The following is an 11,745-nucleotide window of genomic DNA, read 5'->3' on the forward strand; positions in this document are numbered from 1 at the left end:
GCAGACCTCACCGCCCGACCGCAAGTCGCCGGGATATTCACCCGAAGGAGTGCTGAGGTGACTCTCGCCGCCGCAACCGATCTGGCCGCCGCCACCAACGAAAACCTCGCGAGCATCAGCAACACGCTGATCTACTCGTCGATGGCCGTCTACACCCTGGCCTTCTTCGCGTACATCGCCGAATGGCTCCTCGGCAGCCGCAGCAAGGTCGGCCGTACGGCCGCCGCGCTCACCCCGGCGAAGGCCAAGAAGGCCGACGCGCCCGCCGTCACCGTGAAGCAGAGCGGCTCCACCGCCGTACTGGAGCGGCCGAAGGTCGTCGTGCGGGCCACCGCCGGTCAGCGGGACGTGCCGGACGGGCCCGGGGCGCACGGCGGGGACGCGCAGGGCGACCTCTACGGGCGTATCGCCATCTCCCTCACCGTCCTCGCCTTCCTGGTCGAGTTCGGCGGTGTGCTCGCGCGGGCTCTGTCGGTGCAGCGGGCGCCGTGGGGCAACATGTACGAGTTCAACATCACCTTCTCCACGGTCGCCGTCGGCGTGTACCTCGGGCTGCTCGCGCTGAAGAAGAACGTGCGCTGGCTCGGGCTGTTCCTGATCACCACGGTCCTCCTCGATCTCGGCCTCGCCGTCACTGTCTTGTACACCGCCAGCGACCAGTTGGTTCCCGCCCTCCACTCGTACTGGCTGTACATCCACGTCTCCACGGCGATCTTCTGCGGCGCGGTGTTCTACGTGGGCGCGGTCTCCACGCTGCTCTACCTCTTCAAGGACAGTTACGAGAACAAGCTGGCGAACGGCGGCACCCCCGGCCGCTTCGCGAACTCCGTCCTCGACCGGCTGCCCGCCTCGGCGTCCCTCGACAAGTTCTCCTACCGGGTCAACGCCGCCGTCTTCCCGCTGTGGACGTTCACGATCATCGCGGGCGCCATCTGGGCGGGTGACGCCTGGGGCCGCTACTGGGGCTGGGACCCCAAGGAGACCTGGTCCTTCATCACCTGGGTCGCCTACGCCTGCTACCTGCACGCCCGTGCCACGGCCGGCTGGAAGGGCCGCAAGGCCGCCTACCTGGCTCTGATCGCCTTCGGCTGCTGGCTGTTCAACTACTACGGCGTCAACATCTTCGTCTCCGGCAAGCACTCGTACGCCGGGGTGTAACTCACCTACAGGCCCGTTACGTTGAAGGCCGGTTCCTGTGACTCAGGTCATGGGAACCGGCCTTCGCCGTGCGGACAGGTAGCAGGATGTGGATACGAATCTGCGGAAACGCATCCGCGCGGGGGACCACAACGCTTTCGGTGAGCTCTTCGACGCGTACGCACGCTCCGTCTACAACCATGCCTTCCGGCTCACGGGGGAGTGGTCGACGGCCGAGGACGTCGTCTCGCTGACCTTCCTGGAGGCCTGGCGGCTGCGCGAGAGGCTCGACGAGGAGGGCGGCTCGCCGCGCCCCTGGCTGCTCGGCATCGCCACCAACGTCACGCGCAACACCCGTCGCGCGGCCCGACGGCATGAGGCCGCGGTCGCCCGCCTGCCGCGCGACGAGACCGTACGGGACTTCGCCGACGAGGTCGCGGACCGTATCGACGACGCCGCGCAACTGGCCGTCGTGCGGACCGCGTTGGCCAGGCTGAGACGGGCCGAGCGCGAGGTGCTGGCGCTGTGCGTGTGGTCGGGGCTGGACTACCGGGCGGCGGCGGACGCCCTGGGGGTGCCGGTGGGGACCGTACGGTCACGGCTGTCGCGGGCGCGGACGAAACTCGCGAAACACATGGAACCACCCGAGCGGCGCGGACAGATGAGAGGTGACCGCACCACCGCGGTCGGGCCCCTGAGGGAGGGAAGCCGATGAACCAGCTCCCGGAGCTTCCGGAGAGAGACCTTCCGCCGGGCCGTCACCGACTCCTCAAGGAGCACCTGATGACCGAGATCCGGCAGGAACCGTCCGAAGCCCCCGTGCGCAGGCGCTTTCTGCGCACCGCACTGGTCGTGGGCGCCGTCGCGGCCGTCACCGCCGTCACCGTCACGCTCACCGTCCCGTCCGGGCAGGCGGAGCGGGCCGCGACGCCGGACAAGCGAGCCGGGACGAACGACGCCGCCCGGCTGCTGGAGGACATCGCGCTCGCCGCCGAGCACGCGAAGGCACCAGCCGACATCCGGGACGACCAGTTCGTGTACATCAAGAGCAAAGTCGGCTGGACCACGCAGACGAACGACGAGCCCGCGAAGCTCCAGCCGATCCACGAGCGCGAGGTGTGGAAGTCGGTGGACGGCCGCCGGAAGGGCCTGCTGGACGAGCCCTACCAGGGCTTCGACGACGAGCCTCTGGACGCGGAGCTCGCCGGCATCCCGTCCAACACCAACTACCGCCACCTCCAGACCCTGCCGACCGACCCCGAGAAGATGTACGCCTGGCTGAACAGGGTCAGCGAGGGCAGCAACAGCAAGGACGAGGCCAACTTCGTCCTCGTCGGCGACCTCGTCCGCGAGTCCCTGATGCCGCCCCCGCAGGCCGCTGCCCTCTACCGGGCCGCCGCCAGGATCTCCGGGGTCTTCGTGATCGACGACGCCGTGGACGCGGCCGGCCGACACGGCGTCGCGGTCGCCAGGGTGGACCGCGGGCAGCGCTTCGAGCTGATCTTCGACAAGAAGACCAAGGAGTTCCTGGGCGAACGCGAGGTGGCCGTCGAGGACCTGCCCTGGGGCTTCAAGAAGGGCGACATCACCGGCCGTGCCGCGATCCTGGAGCGCACGGTCGTCGACAAGGCAGGTCAGCGCCCGTAAGGGGTGCATATCGTCCCCGGCGGGGTCAGGCTGGTGTCATGACCGGTTCCGTAGAACAGGGCATCAGCCAGACCCACGGGAACACGCACATCCTGCACTTCCTGGTGCGGCTTCCCCGGCCGATGGAGACGGTCTGGACGGCGCTGAGTACGCCGGAGGGGCTCGCGGCCTGGTTCACCGCCGCCGACGTCCTGGAACCCCGCCTCGGCGGTGCGGTCACGCTGCGTGACCTCGGCTCCGGGCGGGTCACCGCGTGGGACGTGGAGCGGGTCGCCGAGTACACGCTGGAGGGCGGCGGCCGGATCAGGTTCCATCTGGAGCGGGACGGCGACCAGGGCAGCGCCCTGCGCTTCACCCATGAGTTCCAGGGCGGGGTGGAGTCGGAACCACGGTGGCGAGCGCGCTTCGAGCGGTTGATCGACGTACTCGAAGCGGGCGCGTGACCTCTACACAGCGCCTCCTGACCGGCTACGACGTCGTCCGGCGAAGAGGGCTCCGTGCCCGTGCGGCCGTCTGACCACCCGCACCTTCCCCCCCCGTCCGTTGGGTTACGAGACTGTCGACATGATGATGTCCCGAAGCCGCTCCACATACAGCCGCATGTTCTTGTACGCGATGTCGGTGTCCGGGTAGCGGCACGTGAACCACAGGCCCTCGTGGAGCCGGTTGAACCACACGTACACCTTGTCGCCGTACGCCACCCTGCCCAGTCCGTACACCTTCAGATCGGTCCACCGCGCCGAGCCGGGGACGTCCCGGGCGTCGAGGAACGAGACGACCGAGTACAGGTCGGGCGACGTCGGGCGGAAGTCCGAGCCGAGCAGGTCCAGGACCCGGGCGAGAGGGATGCGGGCCAGCGGCCGGTTGGTCCGCAACTCGGCGCGCACCGCTTTCAGGGCGCTGGTGAAGTCGGGTACGGAGGCCACGGGAATCTCGATCGGCGCGGCGCCCACGAACCAGCCCACGGAGTCCGACCACTCGGCCCGGTCCCGGGTGTGGAACGGCACGACCGTGCGGTAGACGGGCGCTCCGCCGATCTCGTGCACGACAAGGCCGGTGGCGGCCAGAACCCCGACCAGGCTTCCGCCGTAGGGACGGCAGTACGCCTCGAATGCCGCGGCGGCGTCGGCGTCCACGATCATCTCGCGCATGAGTTTCTGGGTGTGCAGGCCGCCGGGATCGATGCCGAGCTCGACGGGGAAGTTCGGCAGCTGTCCCTCGCAGCGGTCGATGAACTCCCGCCAGCGAGCGACGATCACGTGGTCGTCGGCGATCCGATCCGCCTTCTCCCGCTCGATCTCGCAGAAGTCGACGTAACTGGCGACCGGCGGCTCCTGCACAGGGCGGCCCTCGACGGCTGCCGCGTAGAGATCGTGGATCTCGGCGGGGATGCGCATGATGGAGTAGCCGTCGACGTTGCTGTGATCGAAAGCCATGTACACGCTGGTGCAGTCGTCCCGGACAACGGCCGCGTAGATGAAGTTCGGCCAGCGGAGTGCGTACGCCGCGGCGTCGAAGCGGTCCTGGAGGTACTGGACCAGCTCCGCCGCGTCGGGGAAGTCGCCGACCACCTCGCGCAGGAGCGACACGGTCTCGGCGTCGACCGTGAACCGGTGCATGTCGCCGTCGGTCCAGCGGAAGCCGCTGCGCAGCGTCTCGTGCCGGAGCGTCCAGCCGTGCAGCGCCTCCTGCAGCGCGTCGAGATCGACCCGGCCCGGGACGTCGAACGCCGTGCCGAGCCAGGTCGGCAGGAACAGGCCGTCCTCACACACGGAGTGGACGGTTTTGAGATGGGACTCCTGGACGTACGCCGGCGGCCTGGAGTCCGCCGGCAGGCCCGTCGCCGTCGCCACCGTCGCCGGACTGAGCGTCCATTCGACGAGCCGTCCGGGCCGGACCTCGCAGCGCTGGATGTCAGTCATTCGCACAGGCGGCTCCATTCGGGGCGGAGGACACACCCAAACGGGTGGTATCTCGCCCAACGAGGCAACCCTTACTCAGAAACGGCCGCCGCGATCAGCCGACGGCGACCCGGCGACGGCGGCCAGGCGACGGCGACCCGGCGACGGCGGCCAGGCGACGGCGACCCGGCGACGGCGGCCAGGCGACGGCGGCCAGGCGACGGCGACCCGGCGACGGCGGTCAGTCGACCGTGATCGAGTCCAGCTTCTCCCGCAGATACACATGCGAGTCGACGGGCTCGTAGGCCACTCGCCCCACCGGTGCCGGGACGGACTCGACGAGCGTTCCGGGCGTGCACTCCCCGAAGTAGACGAGGGACATCAGCTCCTCGGCGGGAGTGTCGGCGGGCGGCGGCAGCACCCGGTGGCGGCCCGACCGCCAGCGGTCACCGGTCCAACGCGCCATCAGATCACCGATGTTGATCGTGAAGGCGTCCGGGTCGTACGGCGCGTCCTCCCATCCGCCCTCGTCCGTGTAGACCTGCAGCCCGCCCTTACCCGCCTGCCGGTCGAGGATCGTCACCGTCCCGAAGTCGGTGTGCGGCCCGATACGGAACTGGCCCGGCGCCGGCTCCCCGATGACCTCCGTACCCGGATACCAGTTGATGTTGAAGCCGTACGTCGGATGGTCCATGTGCCGTGAGAAGAAGTCGGGTTCGAGGCCGAGGGCCTCGCCGAGCAGCGAGAGGAGCTGCTTCTCCAGCTCGCCCATGCGCTCCAGGTACTCCTCGCACAGCGACCGGAGTTCGGGCACCTCCGCGGGCCACACGTTGGGCGCGTACCACTCGGCGTTGACGACGGGGTCGTCGAAGGGCTCGTGGGTCGCGAACGTCAGCGACTCCTTGAGGTCCGGCGGGGTCTCGGTGCCCTCCGCGTACCCGTTGGCCTCCGCGCCCGGCCCGAGCCAGCCGCGCCCGCCGACCTTCGCCTCGTAACGCTGCTTGACCTCGACGGGGAGCACGAAGAAGGTACGGGCCGCCGCCCGGATCCGCGCGCGCAGCGCCGGGTCCACCCCGTGCCCGGTGACCAGGAGGAACCCGGCGGTCCGCAGGGCCTCGTCGACGGTACGGGCGATCGTCCTGCGCGCCTGGCCGTCACCTTCGAGCCAGGGCTTGAGGTCGATCGTGGGGATGCGTGGCATGTGTGGCATGCGTGGCTTACTCACCGATGTCCTCGTTCCACAGTGCCGGATGGTTCTTGATGAAGTCGCGCATCATGCCGATGCACCCGGAATCGTCCAGGAGCACGATCTCCACACCGTGCTCGGCCAGCCAGTCGTGCCCGCCGTGAAAGGTGACCGCCTCGCCGATCACCACCCGGGAGATCCCGAACTGCCGGACCAGGCCGGAGCAGTACCAGCAGGGTGAGAGCGTGGTCACCATGGTCGTGCCGCGATACGACCGCTGCCGTCCCGCCGCCCGGAAAGCGGCCGTCTCCGCGTGCATGGACGGGTCGCCGTCCTGGACCCGCCGGTTGTGCCCACGCCCGAGCAGCGCCCCGTCGGCCCCGTAGAGCGCGGCCCCGATCGGGATGCCGCCTTCGCCGAGCCCGGCGCGGGCCTCCTCGACGGCGGTGGCGAGCCACGTACGGGCGGTCGCCTGGTCCAAGAGCTGCATGCCTCTCACTCTCCTGTGGGCGGAACACGAAGGGCAACGTGCGGAAAGTACTCTCCCCGGCGGCCGCCCGCGGACGAACTGTCAGCGCCCTGGAGGTCCCCGTGCCCGCACTCCCCCTCCGCGAGGTCCTGACCCTCGACCCGGTCCGGGCCGCCGGCCTCGCGGTGGAGTTCCCGCCGGCCTCCCGGTGGAGGTCGGCCGCTCCCTGCCGCACATGCAGGCGGCGGTGATCGACGAGGCCCGCCGGGGTTCCGTCACACGGCCACGGGGCGACGACCGTACGGCGGCCCTGGCGGGCTCCCCCCCCGGGCCGGGCGGGCTGCGGGCCGCCTTCCCGGGGGACGTGCCGGCACTCCCGGGGCCACGCCGACCGGGAACGCCTCGCCGGGATCACCCACCCGTACCGTCGCCCTGCTCCACATCGGCCGGCAGTCGCTCTACCGGCGGCTGGAGCGGATCGAGTCGCTGCTCGGGCTGGAGATCGGCGATCCGCATCTGCTGGGGGAGCTGCCGGCGGCGGCCCGAATCCCGTTCCCCGGCGGCACTCCGGCGTTTCGTGTACCGCCACGCGGCGGTCGCGGCGGCCATGACTGCCGCCGTCGCGAGCTGAGCGGGGAGCTCTGTGAGCAGTCCGTGTGCAAGGAGGGACAGCACGTGATTGAGTTGGCCTGTCATGGGGGGACTCCTCCGGATCGTGGGATCGCCGTCGTATGAGCCGTGGTCGGCTGCGGACGGGCTGTCGAGCGACACATTCAGCGTGCTGATCGACTACTCCCGGCTCCACTAGTCCAGGAAGTCCTGTGTACAAGTGCGGACAAGTACGGGGTCGTCAGCGCGGTGAGTGGACAGATAGGCGACCCGGACAAGGGCGCGGGCAAGGGCCGCCGGACGCGCCCATGGGCGCAGACCCGCGGAAGTTCGAGCGAGGCGGACGAGCTGGCGGGGCTCCTGCGGGAGTGGCTGGACGATGCCGGCCTGCGACTTGACGATCTGGTGGGGAAGTTGACCCCCGATCACTTCAACAGCAAGGTCGTGCCTGGCCGGTCCACCGTCGCCGGCCGCCTGGCCGGTGTGAATCTGCAGTGGGACTTCGTCGAAGCGGTGGCCGATGTCTGCTCCCGTGACCTGGTGGAGCGCAAACGGCGGACGGACCGCGCACGGCCGCTCTTCGACGCGGCGGAGCGCGCCAAGCGGTCGGGGACCGAGCCGCGCGGTGCGAAGCGGTCACGGACGGGCGCCGGGGCCACCGGGGAAAGCAGGGCCGCCGCCGTGACGGCCGAACTCGTCGGCGTGCAGAGGCAGTCGTTGGAACTCTCGGACCAACTGCTGCGCGCGCTGGAGCGGGCCGCCGAACTGGAGAAGGCGCGCAACGACGCCAACCAGATGGTGCTGATCCTGCTCGCCCTCGTCGACAAACTGCATCGGGACATCGCCACGCTGACCGCACAACGAGACCGCGCGCCCGCCCGCCCGGCGGCCCAGGACGCGCTCGACGAAGTCCGCAAACGGCTGCACCACAGCGAAGCCCAGCGCACCCATGCGGAAACCGAGCTCGTCAGGGCCCGCGCCGAGCGGGAGAAGGCCGACCGGCTCGCGGAGCAGTCGGCCGAGCAGGTACGCCGGCTCACCGAGGAACTCGCGCGGCTGCGCGGCACGCACGAGGGGCTCTCCGCCGAGACGGACGAACTGCCCGAGGCGGACCCGCCCGTGCCGGCGCCGGCGTCCGCTCCCCTCGCGCCCGACGACATCGACGTAGCCCTGATGAAAGCCTCGCGGATCCTGGACGTCGGCGCCGAACGCCTGGAACAGCTCGCGGAGGAACTACAGGACGAGCCGGACGGGTTGTCCAGCCCGGACAACCCCGTGACCGGCGACGACGTTCCTCATCCCGGCGTGGACAACTCGGCGGACAGCGCCCCGTACGACAGGGCGGACCCGGTGGACAACTCGCCGGACAACTCCGTGGCCGACTCCCGGGGCGAGTACGTCCACGATCCACTCGTCGGCGAGATCCTGGACGCCGTGAAGGAGCGGAGACCAATCCCTCGGACCGTGTCGCGCGTGCTGGCCCAGGGCACCGAGCCGAGTCGGTTCCTGACCGCGCTCGAGTCGTTGCGTGCGATGAATGCGCCCGTGGCGGCCGCGCACATCCTGGTCGAGGCCGGCACGGGACGCCCTGCTCACACACTCGTCGACGTCCTGTCCCGGCTTTCTTCGGACGACGCACGTGTGGTGGTGTCGGCCATCGGCGCCACCCGTGCGACAGGTCCCTTCCTGGACGTGGTCGCAGCGCTGCGGGCGGCCGGTCTCTCGCACCTGACCAACCAGGCACTGCTGGAAGCCGGACGCCTGCGCGACATCGAACGGCTTCCGCTTCTGCTGTCCCCGGTGCGGGTGGGCAGCGCGGACACGGTCGTGATCCTCAAGGGCGCGTGCTCCAGGCCGCTGAGCGACGTCGGGGGCGTGGTGCGGCACCTGGCCGCGGCCGGAATGCGCCAGGAGGCAGCCTTCGTGCGCGTCGCCTCCGCCTTGACAGGGGGCACGGACGCGGACGGCGATCCACTCGGCCGCTGGGGCCACATGCGGTGGTTCGAGCACCCCCGGCGCGGCCTGTCCGCCCCGCCTGCCGCTACGCCTTCCACCCTCACCACTCGCATCCGCATCAACATCCCCGGAACCCGCCCGATCCCACCCATCGTGGTGCGCAAACCGGTGCTGGAGGAAGAGGCGTAGGGGTTGCCGAAGCCGGTGTGCCAGAGCGGTCACTGGCGCTGCCAGACGGTCGCCGTGACGCGCATGCTTTCGCCGTCCGGGATCGAGATCACCTCGACGTAGGCGACACGGCCGTCCCACGTACCGACGCAGGCCCGGTCACCCACCTGGACGTCCAGCGTGTGCCGGCCGGGATTCGTGTTGAGGAGCGTCGCGCACTCATCGTGCGTCGGTGCGCCGGAGCCTGGCCAGGCGACGAGCGCGGCGTCGCTGTAAAGGACGCTGGAGCCCTCGGTGTACACGTCGCCGTTCACCGCGCTCCCGGGCGGTGTCCGGTCGAGCCACCAGCCCCTGGTCACCCTGCCGGGGTCGAGCTCCAGCGTGCCGTGCCAGCGCACCCGGCTCTGCGGCGCGGGCGCTGGGGCCGCCGACGTGGGCGCAGGGGTCGGAGAGGGGCGCGGAGGCGAGGGCGTGGGAGAGGCCGACGTCTCGGTGGGGTCGGGCCGTGGCCCGGTGGTCGTAGGGACCGGGGGCGTGCGGTCCGGGGCGGGCGCCGGGGTGGTCGGCGTGGGGGAGGGGGCCAGGCTGTCGCTCGGGCGCGTCACTGCGACGAGCAACGTCACCGTGGCCGTGATCAGGGCGGCGGTCACCGCGAAGACGCCCCCGATGACCGCTGCCTTGATCGGGGTCTCCTGGCCGCGGAACCAGTTGAGAAGCCTGGTCATGACGCCCCTGTCCGTCCCGTAGGGACCGTCAACTGTACGGTCGTAACCGCCCGTTGGCGATCAGGTGGACGGCAGCGCAGAGGTCTTCGGCCTCAGGCGCCGATCACTCGGCGGTGTCAGCCGCCGGACGACCTGGCCGCCCGCTGCTACTGCCCGCCCAGCAGCCCGAGGATCTTGTTGACCGCGTCGAGCACCGGCTGGCCGACAGCACCGACCGTCGCGGCGATTCCGGCGATGGCCATCAGCGCGCGATGGCGGTCCTGGGCGGGCACGGTGCCGTCGGGGCTGATGGCGGGAAGGGAGTCGTCGATGGCCTGCGCGCTGGCCGCCGGGACTTGGGCGCGCAGCTCCTCGACCAGCCGCAGCAGTTCCTGGACCGCCGACAGCATCTCGGCGGACGCGGGCGACGTGTCGGCGGACGTCACCTGCTTCTTGTCGATGCCGATGTTGTTCTGGCCGCCGTTCATGGTCACGCTGTCGCCGAAGTGGTAACTGTCGCCGCTCATGCCGAAATCCCCACGTTGCCTGTACCGCCGTACATGTTGACGTTGTCGCCGAAGTGGTAGTGCCTCGGGGAGACCGTGATGCTCTCCACCGTCACCTGGAACTCGGCCTCCGGGTTCTCGATCGCGTTGACGATGTAGCCGACGAGCTGGTCCAGGTGCGCCGGGTTCGAGCTGGTCACCACCGCCATCGACGGACCCGATGTCTCGGCGGCCAGTACGTAGTACGACTGCGCCGACAGCACCGAGATCAGCTGCCCGACGCAGTAGATCAGTGCGGCCGCGGCGGCGATCCAGACGAACGTGATGATCCCGCTGCCCGCGCTCTCGCTCCCGAGGGTCGTCACGGCGCCGAGGATGGTGAGGGCGAACGCGATCGACAGGATGATCCCGATGTTCTTGAAGAAGCGCACCGTGGCCTCCATCCGTCTGGGATGGAGGGTGTAGGTGTACACGCGGGTGATGTTCGCCAGGGGGTAAGCGGCCCTGCCGACCCAGAGCAGTCGCTTGTCGACACGCAGATCGACCTGGGCCCCGCGTAAGAGCGGTGGTGGCAGGGGCGGAATGTCGGGTGGGGTGTTCCACGGCCGTTCTGTGGGTTCCGTCATCTCCATGCTCCTTCTGAGGACGAAGTCGACTACGTAGCGTTTCATCACTCGCACGCCGTCGACAGGGCCAAGTGTGGTGCTGTTGTGGAGAGTTCGGCTGCGATGGAGACGAAGACGACCGGTCCCCGAGGCGTGCCGTCAGGTACTCGTGCGGCGTACGGGACCGGAGCCGGCGCTCGACCAGCACCACCCCCAGCCACGGCCCCACCCAGTACCCGCGAGGCGGAGGGGAGCGGCGGCAGGCCCGTCAGCGTGGTGAGTGCGAAGGCCGTGCTCGTTCACCCCCGACGGCAGCAGATTGCCCCGTTAGCCGAAGGAGAAGCGGCCGATCGCCATCTGCGGGACGCCGAACCGCGGCCCGTCCAGCGACAGGGTCCCGTGCGTCACCACGCCCAGGGGCGTGCTGTCAGCCTGGACGGTGGCTCGCTGTCAGGGCTCGTCGTGCTTCGGCCCGTCGTCCTTCTTCTCGTCCCTCTCATCCCTCTTGTTCCTCTTGTCGTCGTCCTCGTCCAGGGACTTCAGGAACTCGGGGTTGTCGTCGGGGGCGACCCACTGTTGGCGCTGCCGGTCCCGGACTCCGGACCAGCCGTCGGCGGCCGGGCTGCGCTTCTTGCCCGCGATCAGCCAGGAGATCGAGCCGACGAGCGGGAAGAGCAGGACGAGGATCGCCCACAGCGGCTTGGGCATGTGGCGGATGTCGTCCTCCTTCGTGCTGATGCAGTCGATGAACGCGTACACGCTCAGTGCCAGTGGCACGAGGAACATCAGCACCCGGAGCATGGGTCCTCTCCAGCGAAACGGTCGTCGGGCCGGGGGCACGGCCCCCGGGTTCAGGG

General features: G+C 70.0%; 13 protein-coding genes and 1 pseudogene. 6 read left to right on the forward strand and 8 right to left on the reverse strand.

Annotated features, from left to right (window positions below; all coding sequences use genetic code 11):
* The first annotated feature begins 57 nt into the window (after positions 1–57).
* The 4 genes from ccsB (at position 58) to PBV52_RS28260 (ending at position 3,227) form a co-directional block, all read left to right on the forward strand.
* Positions 58–1,158: a c-type cytochrome biogenesis protein CcsB gene (gene ccsB / locus PBV52_RS28245; RefSeq protein ID WP_274242023.1), complete on the forward strand. Its 1,101-nt coding sequence runs from the start codon at positions 58–60 to the stop codon at positions 1,156–1,158.
* A gap of 100 nt (positions 1,159–1,258) precedes the next feature.
* Entirely contained in the window at positions 1,259–1,852 is a 594-nt protein-coding gene (locus PBV52_RS28250; protein ID WP_274249635.1) for an RNA polymerase sigma factor, read from the forward strand.
* The gene (locus tag PBV52_RS28255) at positions 1,849–2,784 is read left to right on the forward strand and encodes a CU044_5270 family protein (protein WP_373921913.1); all 936 of its coding nucleotides are present in this window, start codon (positions 1,849–1,851) and stop codon (positions 2,782–2,784) included. Before PBV52_RS28250 ends, PBV52_RS28255 begins: the two co-directional genes overlap by 4 nt.
* A gap of 38 nt (positions 2,785–2,822) precedes the next feature.
* The gene (locus tag PBV52_RS28260) at positions 2,823–3,227 is read left to right on the forward strand and encodes an SRPBCC domain-containing protein (RefSeq protein WP_274242025.1); all 405 of its coding nucleotides are present in this window, start codon (positions 2,823–2,825) and stop codon (positions 3,225–3,227) included.
* A 105-nt stretch (positions 3,228–3,332) separates the two neighbouring features.
* Here PBV52_RS28260 and PBV52_RS28265 read toward each other — a convergent pair whose 3' ends face one another.
* The 3 genes from PBV52_RS28265 to PBV52_RS28275 all read right to left on the reverse strand — a co-directional run bounded on the left by PBV52_RS28265 (position 3,333) and on the right by PBV52_RS28275 (position 6,361).
* The gene (locus PBV52_RS28265) at positions 3,333–4,712 is read right to left on the reverse strand and encodes a condensation domain-containing protein (RefSeq protein ID WP_274242026.1); all 1,380 of its coding nucleotides are present in this window, start codon (positions 4,710–4,712) and stop codon (positions 3,333–3,335) included.
* A 214-nt stretch (positions 4,713–4,926) separates the two neighbouring features.
* Positions 4,927–5,895, reverse strand: a complete 969-nt coding sequence (locus PBV52_RS28270; RefSeq protein ID WP_373921914.1) for an isopenicillin N synthase family dioxygenase — start codon at positions 5,893–5,895, stop codon at positions 4,927–4,929.
* A 7-nt stretch (positions 5,896–5,902) separates the two neighbouring features.
* Entirely contained in the window at positions 5,903–6,361 is a 459-nt protein-coding gene (locus PBV52_RS28275; protein ID WP_274242028.1) for a nucleoside deaminase, read from the reverse strand.
* 420 nt (positions 6,362–6,781) lie between these two features.
* On the opposite strand from PBV52_RS28275, the gene PBV52_RS28280 reads away from it, so the two are divergent.
* Both PBV52_RS28280 and PBV52_RS28285 read left to right on the forward strand, forming a co-directional pair.
* The gene (locus PBV52_RS28280) at positions 6,782–7,075 is read left to right on the forward strand and encodes a hypothetical protein (protein ID WP_373922029.1); all 294 of its coding nucleotides are present in this window, start codon (positions 6,782–6,784) and stop codon (positions 7,073–7,075) included.
* Positions 7,076–7,198: 123 nt separating this feature from the next.
* Positions 7,199–9,094 carry a hypothetical protein gene (locus PBV52_RS28285; RefSeq protein ID WP_274242029.1) on the forward strand — a complete coding sequence of 632 codons (1,896 nt, stop codon included), beginning with the start codon at positions 7,199–7,201 and terminating at the stop codon, positions 9,092–9,094.
* A gap of 29 nt (positions 9,095–9,123) precedes the next feature.
* On the opposite strand, the gene PBV52_RS28290 is transcribed toward PBV52_RS28285, so the two are convergent.
* The 5 genes and pseudogenes from PBV52_RS28290 to PBV52_RS28310 form a co-directional block, all read right to left on the reverse strand.
* Complete coding sequence (locus PBV52_RS28290; RefSeq protein WP_274242030.1) at positions 9,124–9,798, reverse strand: hypothetical protein; 675 nt, start codon at positions 9,796–9,798, stop codon at positions 9,124–9,126.
* 146 nt (positions 9,799–9,944) lie between these two features.
* On the reverse strand, positions 9,945–10,304 hold the full coding sequence (locus PBV52_RS28295) for a hypothetical protein (protein WP_274242031.1): 360 nt from the start codon (positions 10,302–10,304) through the stop codon (positions 9,945–9,947).
* Positions 10,301–10,909, reverse strand: a complete 609-nt coding sequence (locus PBV52_RS28300) for a DUF6232 family protein (RefSeq protein ID WP_306801450.1) — start codon at positions 10,907–10,909, stop codon at positions 10,301–10,303. The genes PBV52_RS28295 and PBV52_RS28300 overlap by 4 nt, the downstream gene beginning before the upstream one ends.
* 224 nt (positions 10,910–11,133) lie before the next feature.
* Positions 11,134–11,305, reverse strand: a pseudogene (locus tag PBV52_RS28305) (cytosine permease); the annotation flags it as partial.
* A 33-nt stretch (positions 11,306–11,338) separates the two neighbouring features.
* Positions 11,339–11,689 carry a PLD nuclease N-terminal domain-containing protein gene (locus PBV52_RS28310; RefSeq protein ID WP_274242032.1) on the reverse strand — a complete coding sequence of 117 codons (351 nt, stop codon included), beginning with the start codon at positions 11,687–11,689 and terminating at the stop codon, positions 11,339–11,341.
* Positions 11,690–11,745: the final 56 nt, after the last annotated feature.

Origin of the sequence: Streptomyces sp. T12, assembly GCF_028736035.1 — a bacterium.
In the GTDB taxonomy this organism is placed as follows: domain Bacteria; phylum Actinomycetota; class Actinomycetes; order Streptomycetales; family Streptomycetaceae; genus Streptomyces.